This is a genomic window from Stenotrophomonas sp. TWI809, assembly GCF_039673205.1.
Taxonomy (GTDB): domain Bacteria; phylum Pseudomonadota; class Gammaproteobacteria; order Xanthomonadales; family Xanthomonadaceae; genus Stenotrophomonas.
Genome location: NZ_JBDJLE010000005.1, coordinates 145,669 through 165,465 on the forward strand (window position 1 = coordinate 145,669; position 19,797 = coordinate 165,465).

Here is a 19,797-nt window from a genome sequence, read left to right on the forward strand (position 1 = left end):
GGCCGCTGGCCGGCTCCACGCATCCTCCGCCGAACGCCGGCCGGGCAGAGCCCGGCTCTACGGGCAGCGCACCACGCCCGGCGCCTTGTCTGCATTCACCGACACGCGCACCTGGGTAAACGCCGCCGCAAACGGCGTGTCGGCGCTCACCACGAACGGCGCTTCCACCGCGCCCAGGTCCACGCCGCGTTTGGCAAAGCACGCCAGCGGCACGGTCACGGTCTGCTTCTGGCCCGGTGCCAGCGTGGTCAGCAGCGGCGCGATATCCACGCCGCCGTCGCAGCCGGTGCCGCACTGCATGCTCACCGTCACCGGCGATGTCGGGCGCTGCACCAGCTGCAGGTCGAACTGCAGCGCGCCGTGGTTGCGCGCCAGCGCGCCCAGGTTGCGCCGCGAGGTGCTGCGCGCGATCAACTGCGCCGGTGCCAGCCACGTGACTTCCTTCGCGTCCTGCTGGGTGTTGACCTGCACGGTGCGCACCTGCACCACTGGCGCGGCGGCCGGCCAGCGCAGCGTGGCGTTGAGGTCGTTGCCCAGCGGCTGGGTCGCGCCGCCGGCCGCCACATGCAGCGCGAACGGTGGCGTGTCAGCCCGGTTGAAGATCGGCAGGGTGGTCACCTCGCCGCAGTTGTCCGGATTGGCTTCGGGAAGACGCGTCAGCGTGCCGGGCGAGCTGTAGGCCAGGCCGTGACCCAGCGCGAACAGCGGCGGACGCTTCGGGTCCGGCCGGTCGATCGGTGCCGGGCAGGGAACGCCCGGCCACGGGAAGCTCAGGCGCCCGCGGAAATCATGCACGGGCTTGCCATCCTTGCCGGCCACCAGCACATCGGTGATGCCCTTGCCCTCGGTGCCCGGCAGCCACGCCGCCACGAAGGCCTGCGATTGGTTGAGCAGGTCGTTGGTGTACATCGGGCGCCCGGAGAAGTACACGGTCACCACCGGCTTGCCACTGGCCTGGGCCGCGCGCAGCACCGCCAGATCCTGCGGATAGGCGCGGCTGTGGCTGACCGAATCAGAGGCCAGGATGTCGCCGTTGGTCTCGGCGTACGGCGTCTCGCCAATCACCGCCACCACCACATCGAACCGGGTGGGATCCAGCGCGGTGGCATCAGCGCTGTAGGCAACGTTCTGTGTGCCCAGCTCGGCACGCAACGCCCCCAGCACCGAATCAGCGTGGGGGAAATCGGCATTGCGGTTCTCGGTGCCCTGCCAGGTCAGCGACCAGCCGCCGGACTGATCGGACAGGTTGTCGGCACTCTTGCCGACCACCATGACGCGTGCATCGCGGCGCAGCGGCAGAACCTTCGCATCGTTCTTGAGCAGCACCAGCGACTCGCGCACCGCCTGGCGCGCCAGCTCACGGTGCTGCACGGCAGCGACATCACCGGCGTAGCGGCTGTCCGACGGCTTGTGATCGAAAAGGCCTGCACGCAGCTTCACGCGCAGGATGCGGGTGACCGCATCATCGATGCGCGCCATCGGGATCTCCCCGCGCTCCACCTGGGCCATGGTGTTGGCGATGAAGGCCTTCCAGTCGTCGGGCACCATCACCATGTCGATGCCGGCGTTGATCGCCTGCGCGCAGCTGTCGTTGCGGCAGCCCGGCACCTGGGCGATGCCGTTCCAGTCGGACACGACGAAACCGTCGAAGCCCATCTTCTCTTTCAGCGCACCGGTCAGCAAGGCTCTGTTGCCGTGCATCTTGCCGTAGTCGACCCCGCCACTGCGGTCGTTCCAGCTGTTGAACGACGCCATCACCGTCTGCACGCCTTCGCCGAGCGCGCCGTAGTAGCCCTGCCCGTGCACGTTGATCATCGTGGCCTTGTCGACCAGCGCCTCACCCTGGTCGCGGCCGTTGTCGGTCGCGCCATCGCCGATGTAGTGCTTGGCCGTGGCGACCACGTTGCCGTCATCGCCGAAACGTCCCTGCGCGCCCTTGACGTAGGCCTGTGCTAAGGCGCGGATCACATGTGGATCGGAGGAATAGCTTTCGTAGGTACGGCCCCAGCGCGGATCGTGCGCCACCGCCAGGGTCGGCGCGAACACCCAGTCGATGCCGGTCGCGCGCACCGCGTGTGCGGTGGCCTGGCCGATCCGCTCGATCAGGGCGGCGTCGCCCGCCGCGCCCAGGCCGATGTTGTGCGGGAACAGCGTGGCGCCGTAGACGTTGTTGTGACCGTGCACCGCATCGGTGCCCCAGATCACCGGGATCGGCGTGCGTGCATCGGTGGCCAGCGAGGCCGCGCGATAGGCATCGGCCAGCTGCAGCCACTGCGCCACCGTGGCGTGCTTGTCCATGCCCGGCCAGGAGCCGCCACCATTGAGAACCGAGCCGATGTAGTACTGGCGGACCTCATCGGGCGTGATCATCTTGATCTCGGGCTGGGTCATCTGGCCCACCTTCTGCGCCAGCGTCATCTCCGCCACGATTTCCCGCACCCGCGCCTCAAGCGCGGCATCCGGCGCGATCGCGCTGGCCACGTGGGGCCAGTCCTGCAGGCGTTCACCGGTGGCCGGTGCGGCACCGGCCGTCGAGGCCAGCGCGGCCAGCAGGCAGGTGGCGAGAATCGTCTTGTTGGAGCTGGTCACTGGACATCTTCCTCTGATGAAATACGCGCGAACGGGACGGGCGCGACCGCAGCCGGGCACCGCTCGCGCTGCGATGTCGATGGCCGGCGGGGTAGCGATACTGCGTCGGTCAGCGCCCCTGTCTGACAGCGCTGTCATATAAGCCCATGGCAACGCTGTCAACCGCGGTCGGGCAGGGTTGCGGCCGAAGTCCCGCTGCAGCAGGGATCGCCGGCGCAGCGTGTGTCCGCCCCTCCCGTGAACTGCTGCATCGCGGCATGGAAAAACACGAACCCGCCACGCACGTCGCCGGCATGGCAACATCCGCCTGCATCGGCAACATCAATGTGACACACCCGCACTACCATCGGCAGCTGCCCGCCCGCCCCTCCAAGAGGAACCCCCGCACCATGCGTAGTCGTATCGAGGATGTCGCCGCCGTTGCGGGTGTATCGATCAAGACGGTGTCCCGCGTGCTCAACAACGAGCCCAACGTGCGCGTGGAAACCCGCGATCGCGTACTGGCCGCGGTGGCCCGCCTCGGCTACAAACCCAATCTCTCGGCGCGCAGCCTGGCCGGTCAGCGCTCGTATGCGCTGGCGCTGGTCTACAACAACCCCTCGCGCAATTACCTGATGGAAATCCAGAACGGGATGCTGGAGGCGTGCCACGCCAACCACTACAACCTGATCCTGGGCCCGGTCGGCACGGCGCGCCGCACCTTGCCCGATCTGGCCGCGCTGTTCGAGAATTCGCGCCCCGACGGGGTGGTGCTGATCCCGCCACTGACCGACGACGCAGTGGTGCTGGCCTATCTGGAAGAACACGAAATTCCGTATGCGTCCATTGCGCCGCGGCACCCCGAAGGCTGCATCGGCGTGCGCATGGACGAGACCACGGCGGTGGTCGAACTGATCGGCCACCTGGTCGCGCAGGGCCACCGCCGCATCGGCCACATCAAGGGCCCGCGCGCGCATGGCGCCTGCCAGTGGCGCCACGCCGGCTATCGCCAGGCGCTGCGCCAGTACGGGATCGAGTACGACCCGGCGCTGGTGGTCAACGGCCAGTTCTCGTTCGAATCCGGCATCGACGCGGCCAACGCCCTGTTGGATCTGGCAGAGCCACCCACGGCGATCTTCGCCGCCAACGACGACATGGCCGCCGCAGTGTTCCGCGTCGCCGGCCAACGCGGCCTGCGCATCCCCCGGGACCTGTCGGTCTGCGGCTTCGATGACACCCCGATCGCCGGGCATATCTACCCGGCGCTGACCACGGTGCGGCAGCCGACCGCCGCCATGGGGCGGCTGGCCACCGAGCAGTTGATCGATCACATCCGCTCGCCGGACGCCGGCACCATGATCACCGTCGATCACGCGGTGCTGGTGCGCGAATCCACGCACCCACCGCGTCGCCGCTGATCGCCTGCCTCAGCCGCTGTGGCGCGAACCGCGCCACGCGTAGAACGCAATGAACAGGTAGCACAGCATCGGCAGCAGGAAGGACACCTGCAGCCCATGATGGTCGGCCAGCCAACCCATCGCCAGCGGGATCACCGCCCCACCGACGATCGCCATCACCAGCAGGCTCGATGCCTGGCCGGTCAGCGTACCGAGGCGGGCAATCGCCAAGGCGAAGATGGTCGGGAACATGATCGAATTGAACAGGCCGATGCTGACCACACTCCACTTGGCCAGGTTGCCGCTGCCCAGCATCGTCACCGCCAGCAGGGCCATGACGATCAACGCGAAGACCCCCAGCATGCGGCGCGGATCCAGACGGGTCAGCAATGCCGCACCGAGCAGACGCCCGACCAGCGCGCCGCCCCAGTACAAGGACACGTAGCGCGTGGCTTCCTGCTCGGTCAGCCCCTCACCGATACCCGGCATCGAAAGGAAGTTGACCAGCACGCTGCCGATCGAGACTTCCGCACCCACATAGAAGAAGATCGCCAGCACGCCATAGCGCAGGTGGCGGTGGCGCAGCGCATCGCGCAGGCGGCCCCTGCCGGTGGCAGCCTCGCCTTCCACGCCGGGAATGGTCGGCAGGCGGAACATCCAGATCGCCACCGCCAGCACGAACAGCGCCACTGCCAGGCCGAAGTACGGCACCTGCACCGATTGCGCTTCAGCAGCGCGATACGCGAGCGCTTCAGCGTGCGGCAGCAGCGCCAGCTCATCGGCCGTGCGCGGCGCGGCCGAGAGGATCAGCAGGCCACCGAACAGCGGCGCGATGGTGGTGCCCAGCGCATTCATCGATTGCGCCAACGTCAGCCGGCTGGAACTGGTCTGTTCCGGCCCGAGCAGCGCAACGTAGGGATTGGCGGCCACCTGCAGCACGGTGATGCCGGTGGCCAGCACGAACAGCGCGCCGAGGAACAGGCCGTACACATGCGCCTGCGCGGCCGGCCAGAACAGCAACGCGCCCACACCGGCAATGGCCAGCCCGGCCACGATGCCGCGCTTGTAACCCACCGCCGCGACCAGGCGCCCGGCGGGGAGCGACATCAGGAAGTACGCACCGAAGAAGGTGAACTGGACCAGCATCGCCTGCACCCAGGTCAGGGCGAACGCCGCCTTGAGGTGCGGGATCAGGATGTCGTTGAGGCAGGTGAGGAAGCCCCACATGAAGAAGATGGCGGTGACCACGGCCAGTGCAACGCCATTGCTTTGCACATGTTGTCCGCGGACGGCAGCGGGAGTGTCCATTGCATGTCCTTCCAGATTGGGAGCGCCGGCCAGTCGGCGGCCAGACATGGAACCTGCTTGGACCGCGATTGTCCAGCGCTGTCAGCAATCGGATCCGAGGGTCGGCCGATGCTGCAGTGCACGCGCCCGAATGCCTTCGCGCAGTTTCGTTCTGCACTGCACAACAGAACAGCATCGCCATTCCGGCGGCCCACGTCCCCGCAGAATCGAGCTACAACGCCCGTGCTGCAGTGTTTCCGCCGCGCACGCAGCCGTCCCGACTGCAACGCACGACACAGCTCGGTGTCGGCCGCAAGCGCATCGCCACGTGCGTTTGTTGACAACGCTGTCAACCATGGCTCCAATCCGGGCCGTGCGCACTGGACCCCGCGCCGACACAACGCAGAACCGCCACGATCGAATTCCCTGGGGAGGGATCATCATGAAGACGTACAAGGCCGTACCCCGCAAGGCGATGCTCACCTCCGCACTTCTCGCTGTCCTGGCCGGCCCGGCCTGGGCGCAGGATCCTGCGGCCCGAGAGAACACCACGACGGCCCCCGATGGCGTCGATCCCACCACGCTGGATGCGGTGCAGGTCACCGGCATCCGTGGCAGCCTCACCTCGTCGATGAACCTCAAGCGCGACAGCCAGGGGGTGGTCGACGGCATCATTGCCGAGGACATCGGCAAGTTCCCGGATACCAACCTGGCCGAATCGCTGCAGCGCATCAGCGGCGTGTCGATCGACCGCACCTCCAGCGGCGAGGGCTCCAAAGTCACCGTGCGCGGCATCGGCCCGGACTACAACCTGGTGCTCCTGAACGGCCGGCAGATGCCGGCGTCCAACCTCGGCAACGGCGGTGCTGGCCTGAACGGTTCGCGATCGTTCGACTTTGCGAATATCGCCTCCGAATCGATTTCGGCCGTCGAGGTCTACAAGACCACCCGCGCCGACAATCCGACGGGCGGCATCGGCGCCACCATCAACATAAAGACGCTGCGTCCATTGGAGGCGGCGCCGGTCGTCAGCCTGGGCCTGAAGGCGGTGCACGACACCTCCAACGACAACGTGCCGCGCACGCTGCAAGGGTCCAACATCACCGGTGAGCTATCGGGCATCTTCAGCCAGACCTACGCCGACGGACGCTTCGGTGTTGCACTCAGTGCCAGCCATCAGGAACGCGACTCGGGCTTCAACCAGGCGACCGTGGCCGAAGGCTGGGCGACCCTTCGTGGCAGCGACACCACCGACTGGCGGGCGTTGCCACAACCAGGCACGGGCTATGCCGACCGGATCACCAACCGCCCGGGCGCCGATGATATCTATGGCCGCCCGCAGAACTCGGCCTACAACGTCAATGCGGTGCAGCGGCAGCGCACCAACGGGCAGGCCACGTTCCAGTGGAAGCCGCTGGACAACGTGACCACCACGCTGGACTACACCTATGTGGAAAACAAGGTCCAGCAGCAGCGCAGCGAACTGTCGGTGTGGTTCAACTATGGCCCTGGCGACAGCACCTGGACCAACGGCCCGGTTGCCGCGCCTATCGTCTACAGCGAAGACGTGGTCAACGGCGACGTGGCCATGGGCGGCATGAAGCTGGCGACCAAGAACAACATGGAAGCGGTGGGCTTCAACGTCGAGTGGGAGGTCAACGACGCGCTGGACCTGTCCTTCGACTACAACCGCGCCAGTGCCGAATCGCAGCCCGATGGCCCCTACGGCTCGGCGGGCGTGCTGGGCGTCGCCGCTTACGTGCGTGGCAAGACCACGGTGGATTACAGCGGCGACCTCCCCATCATCAACATCGCACTGCCTCCTGGCGGCATCCAGGCGTCGGATGCCCTGGTGACCGGCTCGGTCTTCCAGAACAGCTACAACAAGTCTGAAGTGGAGCAGCTGCAGGCCAAGGGCGTGTTCCGCTTTGCCGACTACTCCGCGCTGGATTTCGGCGTGGGCCACACCAAGGTGGACAATCGCTCGGCCGCGGCCATCATGCAGCGAGACAGCTGGGGTGGCGTCGGTACGCCTGCGGACTACGATGACAGCATCTGGTACGCCGATGACATGGGCAAGTACTTCAAGGCGTTCTCCGGCCACAACGATCCGCGCCTGACGGGCCAGTTCCTGGTCTTCGATTTCGACCGCCTGCGCGATCGTGCCGCCCAGGTGGCCAATGGCGTGGAGCCGGCCTGCCCCACCTGCTATGTCGCCCCGACGGAATACTCCGAGGACATCCGTACCACGGAAACGTCCAAGAGCGCTTACCTGCAATACCGCACTACCTTTGACTGGAACATGCCGCTGCATATCGCCGCGGGTGTGCGCTACGAACAAACCGAGGTGGAATCGCAGGCGCTGGTGCGCGTACCGACCTCCATCAGCTGGAATTCGCTCAACGAATTCAACATCACCTACGCCGAGGAAGGCGCCTTCGTGGGTGGCAAGGGCAAGTACGACTACATCCTGCCCAATCTCGACCTGAAGCTGGACCTGAGCGAATCGTTGGCGCTGCGCGGCAGCTACAGCCGCAGCCTCGGCCGTCCGGGCTGGACGCAGATCGAAAGCGGGCAGCGTCTGGACAACATCGTGCGCACCCAGGGCGGCACCGGCTCGCGTGGCAACCCGGCACTGGAGCCGTTGCTCTCGGACAACGTCGATCTCTCGCTGGAGTGGTACTACGGAGAGGCCAGCTACGCCTCGGTCGGCTTCTTCCGCAAGAACATCAAGAACTTCATCAGCAATACGATCGCGCGTGAGGATGCAGGCAGTCTGCACACCCCGGTGGGCGGCGCCTACTGGAACGAGGCACTGGCATCGGGCTGCGTGGCTACCGATACGGTGTGCCTCCGCAACTACATCTTCACCAACCATGCCGGCGACCCGGGCGTGACCTCCACCGGTGTCAACTCCGCCGGTCAGCTGACCGGCAGCATCGTCGGCCAGCCGGGTGATCCGATCGCCGGGTTTGATGTCACCCTGCCGGCCAACCAGCGTTCGGACCACCTCCAGGGTTGGGAAGTGGCCGTGCAGCACCTGTTCGGCCAGTCCGGCTTTGGCGTGGCGGCGAACTACACCAAGGTGAAATCCGGCCTGACCTTCGACAACCTCAGCCTGGGCGACCAGTATCCGATGATCGGCCTCAGCGATTCTGCCAACGCGGTGCTGTTCTACGACAAGAACGCCTGGCAGGTCCGTGCGGCCTACAACTGGCGCGACAAGTTCCTCAACGGCATCGGCGGCCAGGGGCCCAACCCGAACTACACCGAAGCCTACGGCCAGCTCGATCTCAACATCAGCTACGCGGTCAGCGACCAGCTGACGCTGAGTGTGGAGGCGATCAACCTGACCGACGAGACCATGCGCACCTACGCGCGCCATTCCAACATGCTGCGCTACGCCACCCAGACCGGGCCGCGTTACATGTTCGGCGTTCGCTACAAGTTCTGAGTCGGCTGTACCGACCCGCAGCACCGGAAGGCCGCGCTCACCCCGCGGCCTTTCGCTTCCGCCACCCCCGCGCTACCGTGGGCGCCACCCGCCTCTGCCATCAGGACGCCGATGTCTGCCATGCCCGGCCCGATCGAGGAACTGCATGATCTGGATCCGGCGCAGCTGCACGCGCAGTTGCCCGGCTGGACGACACCGAAAGTGATCCGCGGGCTGGTGGCGCAGTGGCCGCTGGTCAGCGCGGCGACGCAGTCCGCACAGGCGGCGGTCGCCCATCTCAAACAGTTCGACCACGGCACGATGCCGGTCACCGCCACCACGGCGCCGCCGGAGGCCAAGGGGCGTGTGTTCTACAACGCCGACATGAGCGGCTTCAATTTCCGCCGCGAGCAGATTCCGTTGAAGGTCGTGCTCGACACCCTGCTCAAGTACGCCACCGCGCCGACGCCACCCTCGATCTACGTCGCCTCGACCACGCTGGACAGTTTCCTGCCCGGCTTCCGCCGGGCCAATGCACTTGCGCTCGGCGTGGACGATCCGCTGGCCAGTATCTGGATCGGCAACCGCTCGCGTATCGCCGCGCACCAGGACGTGCCGGACAACCTGGCCTGCGTGGCCGCCGGCCGCCGCCGGGTCACCCTGTTCCCGCCGGCGCAGGTGGGCAATCTGTATATCGGGCCACTGGACTTCACGCCGGCCGGGCAGGCCGTCAGCCTGGTCGACTTCGCCGCACCGGACCTGGCACGCTTCCCGCGCTTCAGCGAGGCGCTGGCCCACGCACAGGTGGCCGAACTCGGCCCCGGCGATGCGGTGTTCATCCCCTCGTTGTGGTGGCACCACATGGAGGGGCTGGAGGCGTTCAATGTACTGGTCAATTACTGGTGGCGGCCGGTGCCGGCGTGGCGGGATGCGCCGATGAACGCACTGATGCTATCGCTGCTGGCCATCCGCGATCTGCCACCGGCACAGCGTGCGCATTGGCAGGCGATGTTCCAGCACTATGTCTTCGAGGCCGATGACCACACCGCCGCGCATATTCCCGAAGCGGTGCGCGGCGTGCTCGGGCCGCTCGACCAGGCCGGCGCCGATCATCTGCGCGGCGTGCTGCGCAAGCGCCTGGAGCGCTGAACGGGCCACCACGGCGGCGCCGACTTCACCCACGTGGGGGTGTAATCCGCAATAATCGCCGCCCAACGAGTTGTTGACCGCCCGGGGGCGGGGTCGTGCGCTCCTGACTGTTTCGCTGCTGCCGTTCCATCCGCATGTTCCGGTTGGTGCTGCACCCTGCCGCCCGTGAACCGCATGCGTCCGTTGTCCACCCGTCTGAACCTGGGCAAGTTGATCCTTGCCCTGGCCCTGCTCAGCGCGCTCATCGCGCTGGCCAATACCCTGCATGCCAGCTACCGCGTGCAGCGCGAGCAGCTGATCGGCAATACGCTGGAAGCCAACCGTGTGTATGCCAGCAAGCTGGCGGAGTCGACCCAGAACTTCGTTCTGTCAGCGCAGCAGCAGGTGGCCTACAGCGCCACCCTGCTCGGCCAGCGTGTGCATGATCGCAGCGAACTGGAAGCAGAAGCCGCACGCCTGCAGCTGCAGACCAACAGCTTCAACTCGGTGCTGATCGTGGATGCCGGCGGTACCGTGCTGGCGACCTCCCCACAGAGCCTGGCCCTGCAGGGCGTGCTGCTCAAGAGCGCCGGCAACCGCGATGCCCTGGAGCGCCGGGTCCCCTTCATCAGCGACCCCTACCAGGCCGCGACCGGGCGCCTGCTGGTGGCGATTTCACATCCGATCTTCTCCGCGCAGGGGAGGTACCAGGGCTATGTCAGCGGCACGATCTACCTGCGCCAGCGCAGCATCCTGCAATCGCTGCTGGGCAAGCACTATTACCGCGATGGGTCCTACCTGTACGTCGTCGACCGCAACGGTCGCATCCTGTACCACATCGAACAGGACCGGGTCGGCCAGTTCGCGCTGGAGAACCCGGCCGTGCAGGCGGTGACCCGAGGCCACTCCGGCGCGCAGCAGGTACGCAACAGTCACGGCGTGCAGATGCTGGCCGGGTACGCGCCGGTGCCGAGCGTTGGCTGGGGCGTGGTGGCCCAGCGGCCGACCACCGCCACGCTGGCCTCACTGTCCAAGCTGATGTCGGCGGTGATCTGGAATGCGATTCCGCTGGGCATCCTGTCGCTGCTGATCACCTGGTGGTTCGCGCGGCGCATCTCGCTGCCGCTATGGCAGCTGGCGCGCAACGTGCAGAACCGCGACACCGGCATCGCGATCCGCCACGTCACCGGTATCCGGGCCTGGTACTACGAGGTCGCCCAGCTCAAAGCCGCCCTGCTGTACAGCTTCAACCTGCTGCAGGACCGCATCGGCAAGCTCAACCGCGCCAGCATGACCGATCCCCTTACCGGCCTGCAGAACCGGCGCGGCCTGCAGCAGGGGCTGGAAGACTGGCAGGCACGCGGCCAGCCGTTCGGGATCATCGCGCTGGACATCGACCGCTTCAAAAGCATCAACGACCGCTTCGGTCATGCGGTCGGCGACGCCGTGATCCTGCGCATCGCGCAATTGATGCGCGATGGCTCACGCGACACCGATCTGCTCTGCCGCAACGGCGGCGAGGAGTTCCTGATCCTGTTGCCGGGCATCGATGCCCTCCATGCCGCGCAGGTGGCCGAGCGCCTGCGCATCCAGGTGGCCGCCGAAGTGTTCGAGCAGGTCGGCACGGTCACCGTGTCGCTGGGCGTGGCCCACTACCCGACCTATCACGATGATCCGCAGCAGGCGCTGCGGCTGGCCGACAAGGCCCTGTACATGGCCAAGGAACAGGGCCGCAACCGCACCGTGGTGTACCCGCAGCCTGAAGGCACGGGCACCAGTTGACACCGGGGTCGCGGGCGCAATGCGCCGCGGCCCCTGTCAGGCTCAGCTGCCCAGCGGGGTGCGCAGGCGCGGCGCGTTGGGGTCGCCGGCCAACGTAGCCGAGCCGTCGGTCAGCAGATCCGGCGAGAAGCCGGCGCTCTCCGGGCGTGTGGACCACGGGATGGCGTTGCGTGGTCCTGGAATGTAAGCGCGCCACTGCGCCAGGTCGTCAGGCATGGCGGTGTTGATCGCGAAACTGACCGGCACGCGGTAGGTGCGGAACGGCGCCTCCAGGCTGGCGTCCTCCGCGCTCAGCGGAAAACGCCACTTGCGCGCGGCGTCCAGCGATGCCCTGCTCAGGCGACTGCGGATGAGATCCATCTGGGCTGCCGTCCCCGTGCTTCTCAGATTCACCTGCTCGGCAACCTGGTCGACCACACGCCCTTCCCGGTCAACCTTCAGGGCGAGGTACACGGTGCCCTGCCCACCCACGCGGAACACGTCGGCGGGGTAGCGCGGGGGTGGCGTACGCACCCTGGATTTGATTTCCCGTCCCGAGGCATCCTTCCGGGCGCCATCGAAATGTGCACTGATCAGCCGCACGTTGAAGGTATCGTTCGCACCCGGCTGGGCGACGACACGTACGGTCATCCGCGCATCCATCGGTACCGGGGCGCCGTCACGCACATTCGGCTCGAATTCCCAGTTCTTCACGGTGTCACGCACCAGCGTGGCCACTGCCTCCGGAAGCAGGTCCTGCTTGTCGATCTCCAGCGCAGTGATGCGGCCGTCGTCGCCAATGGCGAGGGTGCCCTCGACCCGCATCCCCATTTCCACCGGCACATCGGCCGACGGCTTGGCCGCGTGCGCTGGCGCTGCTGCCAGCACCAGTGCCACGGCGATTGCCTTGATGATGTCCATCGCGTTGTTTCTCCTTGTGCCATTCATCGTCATCGGTACCGACAGCCTACCCACTGGGGCCGGCATGCAGGGTCAGCCACCCAGCGGCGTCAACAGGGTCGGCCCCTTGCCGGCGGCATCGGCCATGAACACCCCGCCGGACGGCAGCATATCGGCCTTGCCATCGGCCGCCATGTCCATGTCCCTGCGCCACGGCGCCTGCTGGCGCGGGCCGGGAATATAGGCATCCCAGCGACCGTAGCGCTCGGCGTCGTCTCCGAAGGAGAAGCGTACCGGCACCCGGATGGTCCAGCTGGCTTCATTCCTGTACTCGCCGGTGGTCGGAATCCTGAACGTCCATTTGCGCGCAGCACCCATCGCTACCCGCGACAGCTTGTCACGCATCTTCCGCATGTTCGCCTCATTTGCGATCACACGCAGGTTGACCTGCTCGGTCGCCACGTCCAGGGCGTTGCCATCGCGCCCGACCTGGATCAGCAGGATCACGTCACCGCGTCCCCCTGCATTGAACACGTCCTCCGGATACGCCGGCCGCGACATCTTCCTGCCGGTCACGCTGCTGGTATCGGTTGGGTCGTACGTGTCGAAACTCGCCGCCAGCAGGGTGACCTGGCCCGTGCCATCCGGGTTGTTCTTTGCCCCCAGGCGGATGCTGGCCGGCGCACGCGCCTTGACGGCGCGGCCCTGGCGCCGCACCGGCTCGAAGCGCCAGGTGTGCACCGCACGTTCGACGAACCGGACGATTCCCTCGTCCACCTGGTCCGGCTTGTCGAGACGGAACGCTTCGACCTGGCCTTCGGTACCGATATCGATCTCGCCGGTAAGCACCATGCTGGCTTCGGCCTGCTCGCGCACCTCGCGCTTGGTCTGTGCGTCCGCATCGGGGACCACGACCATGCCCACGCCGCTGAAGGCCAATGCCAGGGCAAGAATAGGGGAACAACGCATCGCACTATCTCCTTGTGGATACCTGACAGCGTAGCGCAGCGGCGTTCCTGTGGACAATCAAGCCAGCCGCAGCGCGCCGGCATACGGCGGCGTGTCCGGAAAATCACCGCTGGCAAAACCTGCCTGCAGCTGTTGCCACCACACGGGATCCAACAGATGGCCGAAATGCTCGCGCACGGCCGCCAGCTCGGGCGCCGGCAGCCCCATGAACATCCAGAACCGCTCCGGAAACACGTCACGCGGGCCGATGTCGAACCAGGGTTCATCAGCCAGCGCTTCCTCCTCATTGCGCGGCGTCGGCCATGCACGGAAGTTGCACTCGGTGACCAGGCACAGCTCGTCGTAGTCGTAGAACACCGCGCGCCCGTGGCGGGACACACCAAAGTTCTTCGGCAACATATCGCCAGGAAAAATGTTGTTGCGCGCCATGTCGGTGATCGCCTGCGCGTAATCAAGCGCGGCGACGCGACGTGCCTCGGCGGTCTGCTCACGCAGGTACAGGTTGAGCGGACGGAAACGCCGCTGCACGTAGCACAGCGCGATCACCAGTTCGTCGCCGTCCTCGCGCACACTGCTGGCGCACTGGGTCAGCAGCTCCTCGCGCAGGGCCGAAGAGAAGCGCGCCCGCGGGAACCGCAGGTGCCGATAGGGCTGCGCATCGAGCAGCCGACCCACGCGATCCAGGTTGAACACCAGGGCGTACTTCTCCTCGACCTGGTGCCGGGTCATGGTCTTGGGCCAGGCGAAACGGTCCCGGATCAGCTTGAACACCAGCGGATAGCTGGGCAGGGTGAACACCGCCATGACCATGCCGGGCGTGCCGTCGGCATGCACCAGCTGCTCGCCCGGCTGTTCCTGGAAGTGACGGAAAAAGGTGCGATAGCGTTCGGTCTTGCCCTGCTTGGCACGCCCGAGCACGGTGTAGATCTCATCGACCGGCTTGCCCGGCAGCAGGCTGCGCAGGAACACCACCGCATCGCCTACCGTGGCCAGATCGGCCTGGAAATAGCTGCGCGAGACGCCGAACAGATGCGCGACATCACGGCGCCGGGTCAACACCGCATCCACGCGCAGGCCGCGCTCGTCATGGACCAGCGCGATCACGCAGGGCGAGAAGCGATGCTCACCGAATACGCGCCCCACCAGATAGGCGCGACGCTCGCGATAGAACACGGTGTCGAGCAGTTCAATGCTGCGCACCGGGTAGTCGCCCCAGTGCGCCAGATCGTCCTGCAGGCGCACCGCGATCGCAGCGGCGCAGCGCAGCTGGTGCGCGTACGGCACATCGAAGCGATAGTCTCCCAGTACGCGCATGAAGGCATCGGCCGGGCGCGTGGGCGACAAGGTGTAGCTGTGCCGCGCGACCGGATGGGTAATGGCATCGGAGGGCTCCACGTCCATCGCCATGAACTCGATCGCCCCGTCCACACCGCGGGTGGCGAACAGCCGGCGCGCCAGCGTGTTGTAGAACGTCTTGTACAGCTCGGCGTCGATCAGCCCCGCCAGCAACGCCGCATAGGCCGTGCGCACCTGCAGCCACAGCGCGCGCTCGCCGATGCGCTCACCGACTGCACGGCGCAATTCATCCACGGTCTCGGCGATACACCGGTCGTACAGCCCGATGCGCTCCACGGCGTCCTGCCGTGCACCGGCCCAGTCGCGCCGTTCGAAGCGCAGCCGCGCACGCCGCGAGATCGCCGCGAAGCGCGCGTGGTAATCCTCGAACCCATCGCGGATCAACCGCGCAAGCGCCTCCGCTGACGCAGTCATGCGGTGCCACCGATGAGGCATGGAACGTTCTGGCAGGAACAGCGACCGTGCATGCATCCACTTCCACAGGACCTGCTGCCACCATACGGCAGCGACTGGGCGCTTGCCCAGCGGGCGCCCACAAAAAAACCCGCGCCGAAGCGCGGGTTCTTCATCGATCACCGCTGGGGCGGGACCGCTTCGTTACAGCGCAGACAGCGCGCTGTTGAAGGTGGTGCTCGGACGCATCGCGGCGCTGGCCTTGGCCACGTCCGGACGGTAGTAACCGCCGATATCGACCGGCTTGCCCTGCACCGCGGCCAGCTCGCCGACGATGGCCTGCTCGTTGTCGGCCAGGGCCTTGGCCAGCGGAGCGAAACGGGCCTTCAGCGCGGCATCGTCGTCCTGCGCGGCCAGGGCCTGGGCCCAGTACAGCGCGATGTAGAAGTGGCTGCCGCGGTTGTCGATGCCACCGAGCTTGCGTGACGGCGACTTGTCGTTGTCCAGGAACTGGCCGTTGGCCTGGTCCAGCGTCTTGGCCAGCACGGTCGCACCGGCGTTGTCGTAACGGTTGCCCAGGTGCTCCAGCGAGGCCGCCAGCGCGAGGAACTCGCCCAGCGAATCCCAGCGCAGGTAGTCCTCTTCCACGAACTGCTGCACGTGCTTGGGCGCCGAACCACCGGCACCGGTCTCGAACAGGCCGCCACCGGCCATCAGCGGCACGATGGAGAGCATCTTGGCGCTGGTGCCCAGCTCCATGATCGGGAACAGGTCGGTCAGGTAGTCGCGCAGCACGTTGCCGGTCACCGAGATGGTGTCCTCACCCTTGCGGATGCGGTCCAGCGAGAAGGCGGTCGCTTCCACCGGGGCCAGGATGCGGATGTCCAGGCCGTTGGTGTCGTGGTCCTTCAGGTAGGTCTCGACCTTGGCGATCACCTGCGCATCGTGCGCGCGGGCTGCATCGAGCCAGAACACCGCCGGGGTGCCGCTCAGGCGGGCGCGGTTCACGGCCAGCTTCACCCAATCCTGGATCGGGGCGTCCTTGGTCTGGCACATGCGCCAGATGTCGCCGGTCTGCACGGCGTGCTCGAACACCACGGCGCCTGCCTCATCGGAGACGCGCACGGTGCCGTCGGCCGGGATCTGGAAGGTCTTGTCGTGCGAGCCGTATTCCTCGGCCTTCTGTGCCATCAGGCCGACGTTCGGCACCGAGCCCATGGTGGCCGGGTCGAACGCACCGTGGGTGCGGCAGTCGTCGATCACGGCCTGGTACACACCGGCATAGCAACGGTCGGGGATGACGGCCTTGGTGTCCTGCAGCTTGCCATCGGCATTCCACATGCCGCCGGAGTCGCGGATCATCGCCGGCATCGAGGCATCGACGATCACGTCGCTCGGCACGTGCAGGTTGGTGATGCCCTTGTCCGAATTGACCATGGCCAGGCCCGGGCGCTTGCCGTACTCGGCGGCCAGGTCGGCCTTGATCGCTTCCTGGGTCGCTTCGGGCAGCTGCGGCAGGCGCGCGAACAGATCGCCGATACCGTTGTTCGGATCGAACCCGGCCTGCTTGAGCACCTCGGCATGCTTGGCCAGCACGTCCTTGTAGAACTCTTCGACGACCACACCGAACATGATCGGGTCGGAGACCTTCATCATGGTGGCCTTCAGGTGCAGCGAGAACAGCACGCCCTTGGCCTTCGCATCGGCGATCTGCGCCTGCACGAACGAGGCCAGCGCATTGCGGCTCATCACGGCGGCGTCGACGATCTCACCGGCCTTGACTGCGGTCTTTTCCTTGAGCACGACGCTGCTGCCGTCGGCCTTGAACAGTTCGATCTTCAGGCTGCCGGCAGTGGCCAGCGTCGCCGACTTTTCGCTGCCGTAGAAGTCACCGCCATCCATGTGCGCGACATGCGACTTGCAGTCCTTGGACCACTTGCCCATGCGATGCGGGTGCTTGCGGGCGTAGTTCTTGACCGACAGCGGCGCGCGGCGATCGGAGTTGCCTTCGCGCAGCACCGGGTTCACCGCGCTGCCCTTGACCTTGTCGTAGCGCGCCTTGATGTCGCGCGAGACGTCGTCGGTCGGCACGTCCGGGTAGTTCGGCAGTGCGAAGCCCTGGTCCTGCAGTTCCTTGATCGCGGCCTTCAGCTGCGGCACCGAGGCGCTGATGTTGGGCAGCTTGATGATGTTCGCGTCCGGGGTGGTCGCCAGCTGGCCCAGTTCGGCCAGGTGATCGGCTTCTTTCTGGTCGTCTTTCAGGTAATCCGGGAACAGGGCCAGGATGCGGCCGGACAGCGAAATGTCGCGGGTTTCCACGGCAATGCCGGCGGTGGCGGTGTAGGCCTCGACGATCGGCAGCAGCGACTGCGTGGCCAGGAACGGGGCTTCATCGGTGAGCGTGTAGAGAATCTTGGGCGTGTTCGACATGGGGGATCAGGGCTCTCTTGCAGATCTCGTGAATGATGGCCGACGGCAATGCCGGGCCGCGTGCAACCGTGTCGCGTGCAGGGCCTCGCACAGCCTGGCCCGCACTTTCCCCGGGGACCGCGCCAACCAACGGCGCGCACGGCGGGAAACCCCTGCATTGTCGCGTTTTCAGCCCCCCGGAGCAAAGCCATCCCATACGCAAACGTACTGGAACGCTGTGGTCCGGCAAACGCCCATAAAAAAGACGCAGCCTCGCGGCTGCGTCCATCGTGAGCCTGTTGCCGGGAGAGAGTCGGCGTCTGGGCTTACTTGACCTCAAACTCCTGCGGCGATCCAGCCGCCTTACCATCTACCATGACTTCCGCGCGGTACTTGCCCGCCGGCCAGCCATTGGCATTCTTGAAGGAAATATTGGTGGTCTCGGCACCGGTGGTATTCACCACCTGGTTCTGCTCACCGGCCACCTGGCCGTTCTGGAAGGTCAGCTTGGCCGCCACGTTGGCGTTGTTCGCGCTGCCATCGGTGCGGATCGACACGATGATGTCGTCCTTCGGCGCGAACAGCGCGACGGAAGTAACGGTCTTGTCGGCTGCGGCGGTCTTGCCAACGGTAACGGCCGAAACGTTCACCCCTGCTGCAGCGGTCATCGGCTGCGGCGCGGCTTCCGTCATCGGGGCCGGGGCGGCAGGCGTCATCGCAGCGGGCTGCGCGTTGTTGTCAGCAGTGTCTTCTTTCTTCTTGCAGCCGGCCAGGGCCACGGTGGCCAGAAGCGCGGCGAGAACGGCAGTACTGATGGACGACTTCTTCATGTGAGGTTGCTCCCTTGTAGATGGTGGGCAGTACAGCGGATCAGGCTTTGGGCGGCAGTTTCAGGGTCTGGCCCGGTTGGATCTTGTCCGGGTCGTCCAGTACATCGCGGTTGGCCTCGAAGATGCGCTTCCACGCATTGGCATCACCCAGTTCCTGCTTGGCGATCTTGGAGAGCGAATCGCCCTTCTGCACCGTGTAGGTGCCCCCGACCTTTTCCGCAGTGGTATCCACCGAGGAGGTCACGCCCGAGAAATCGACCTGATCGACTTTCTGCGCGGTGGTATCAACGCTGGCGCTGACACCGGAAAAGTCGACTTTCTTATCGGTACTCATCCATACACTCCCGTCTTGATTGACGACATGGGAGGCACGGTGTCACAGCCCTTGTTAATGGGGCATGGCGTGGGTGTGAAGACGTGCGGAACGGCTACCGGCGGCCACGTTGCCCGGGGGTAGAGCCACCCCATGGGTGGCTGCGCGTGGTGCCGGGTTCCAGGGCAGCGACCCGTGGGGTCGCTCTACTGGCGCAGGTCGCGGACGGTGCGGGCCGGCAGTTCGATGCCCGGGCTGGCCCGCCACGGGTTGATGTCCAGCCCGCCGCGGCGGGTGTAGCGCGCTTCCACTTCCAGCCACTGCGGCTGGCAGCGTTGGGTGATCTCGCTGAAGATCCGCTCCACGCACTGCTCGTGGAACTCGGCGTGTTCGCGGTAGCTGACCAGGTATTTCAGCAGGCCGTCGCGGTCGATCTTCGGGCCGTGGTAACGCACGCTGACGCTGGCCCAGTCCGGCTGGCCGGTGACCGGGCAGTTGGACTTGAGCAGGGCCGAACTCAACGTTTCGGTGACCACCTCATCGGCATCGGCGAACAGGAACTCCGGGGCCGGCGGGCCGTAGCGCTCAATGGTCACCTCGCGCTCGTCCAGCGACTCGCCCTCGGGCTCTTCCACCAGCGGCGGCACCCCGAGCACCACCGTCACCACCGCCCCGGCACACGCCGACAGATCGCGGGTGATGCACAGGCGCGCGGCCGCGTCATCATCGAAACGCGTGCTGTTGAGCGAGTTGAGATACAGCTTGAACGACTTGGATTCGATCAGGTTCGGCGAGGTGCACGGCACGCTGACCGTGGCCACGGCCACACGCGGCTTGCCGCGACCGTCCAGCCAGCTCAATTCATAGGCCTGCCAGCGGTCATGGCCGACAAACGGCAGCGCCGCCTCGTCCAGGCCGATCTCCTCGCGGGCGCCACGGCGCGGGATGGGGAAGAGCAGGCCGGGATCGTACTGCGACGGGTAAGCAACCTCGCGACCGAGGCTGGAGTCCTGGGGGGTATTCATGCCGCCATTTTACGCCGGTAGGCGCGCG

13 protein-coding genes are annotated in these 19,797 nt (G+C 66.4%); 4 read left to right on the forward strand and 9 right to left on the reverse strand.

The genetic code is table 11. The features are described from left to right. Positions 1-57: 57 nt before the first annotated feature. Positions 58-2,589, reverse strand: coding sequence for a glycoside hydrolase family 3 N-terminal domain-containing protein (locus ABE472_RS06015; protein WP_346465876.1), 2,532 nt, complete (start codon positions 2,587-2,589; stop codon positions 58-60). A gap of 389 nt (positions 2,590-2,978) precedes the next feature. Between ABE472_RS06015 and ABE472_RS06020 the strand changes: the two genes are divergently transcribed. Then, entirely contained in the window at positions 2,979-3,986 is a 1,008-nt protein-coding gene (locus tag ABE472_RS06020; RefSeq protein WP_313219451.1) for a LacI family DNA-binding transcriptional regulator, read from the forward strand. 9 nt (positions 3,987-3,995) lie between these two features. Here ABE472_RS06020 and ABE472_RS06025 read toward each other — a convergent pair whose 3' ends face one another. Then, entirely contained in the window at positions 3,996-5,273 is a 1,278-nt protein-coding gene (locus tag ABE472_RS06025; protein WP_313211335.1) for a sugar MFS transporter, read from the reverse strand. Positions 5,274-5,694: 421 nt separating this feature from the next. On the opposite strand from ABE472_RS06025, the gene ABE472_RS06030 reads away from it, so the two are divergent. The 3 genes from ABE472_RS06030 (at position 5,695) to ABE472_RS06040 (ending at position 11,595) form a co-directional block, all read left to right on the forward strand. After that, the gene (locus tag ABE472_RS06030; RefSeq protein WP_313211336.1) at positions 5,695-8,706 is read left to right on the forward strand and encodes a TonB-dependent receptor; all 3,012 of its coding nucleotides are present in this window, start codon (positions 5,695-5,697) and stop codon (positions 8,704-8,706) included. Between the two features lie 111 nt (positions 8,707-8,817). Then, positions 8,818-9,834 (forward strand): cupin-like domain-containing protein, encoded by a 1,017-nt coding sequence (locus ABE472_RS06035; protein ID WP_346465877.1) that lies wholly within the window; start codon positions 8,818-8,820, stop codon positions 9,832-9,834. 174 nt (positions 9,835-10,008) lie between these two features. Continuing rightward, positions 10,009-11,595 (forward strand): sensor domain-containing diguanylate cyclase, encoded by a 1,587-nt coding sequence (locus tag ABE472_RS06040; protein ID WP_346465905.1) that lies wholly within the window; start codon positions 10,009-10,011, stop codon positions 11,593-11,595. A 42-nt stretch (positions 11,596-11,637) separates the two neighbouring features. On the opposite strand, the gene ABE472_RS06045 is transcribed toward ABE472_RS06040, so the two are convergent. The 7 genes from ABE472_RS06045 to queF all read right to left on the reverse strand — a co-directional run bounded on the left by ABE472_RS06045 (position 11,638) and on the right by queF (position 19,769). Beyond that, a complete protein-coding gene (locus ABE472_RS06045) occupies positions 11,638-12,495 on the reverse strand; it encodes a protein tonB (RefSeq protein ID WP_313219447.1) in 858 nt (285 codons plus the stop codon). Between the two features lie 72 nt (positions 12,496-12,567). Further along, positions 12,568-13,443: an energy transducer TonB gene (locus tag ABE472_RS06050; RefSeq protein WP_313211340.1), complete on the reverse strand. Its 876-nt coding sequence runs from the start codon at positions 13,441-13,443 to the stop codon at positions 12,568-12,570. 57 nt (positions 13,444-13,500) lie between these two features. Beyond that, a complete protein-coding gene (gene aceK, locus ABE472_RS06055) occupies positions 13,501-15,213 on the reverse strand; it encodes a bifunctional isocitrate dehydrogenase kinase/phosphatase (protein ID WP_346465878.1) in 1,713 nt (570 codons plus the stop codon). Positions 15,214-15,396: 183 nt separating this feature from the next. After that, on the reverse strand, positions 15,397-17,622 hold the full coding sequence (locus tag ABE472_RS06060) for an NADP-dependent isocitrate dehydrogenase (RefSeq protein WP_346465879.1): 2,226 nt from the start codon (positions 17,620-17,622) through the stop codon (positions 15,397-15,399). A 305-nt stretch (positions 17,623-17,927) separates the two neighbouring features. Next, a complete protein-coding gene (locus ABE472_RS06065) occupies positions 17,928-18,431 on the reverse strand; it encodes a hypothetical protein (protein WP_121040564.1) in 504 nt (167 codons plus the stop codon). A gap of 40 nt (positions 18,432-18,471) precedes the next feature. Next, positions 18,472-18,765 (reverse strand): LysM peptidoglycan-binding domain-containing protein, encoded by a 294-nt coding sequence (locus ABE472_RS06070; RefSeq protein WP_121040566.1) that lies wholly within the window; start codon positions 18,763-18,765, stop codon positions 18,472-18,474. A gap of 185 nt (positions 18,766-18,950) precedes the next feature. Next, positions 18,951-19,769 carry an NADPH-dependent 7-cyano-7-deazaguanine reductase QueF gene (queF, locus tag ABE472_RS06075; protein WP_346465880.1) on the reverse strand — a complete coding sequence of 273 codons (819 nt, stop codon included), beginning with the start codon at positions 19,767-19,769 and terminating at the stop codon, positions 18,951-18,953. Positions 19,770-19,797: the final 28 nt, after the last annotated feature.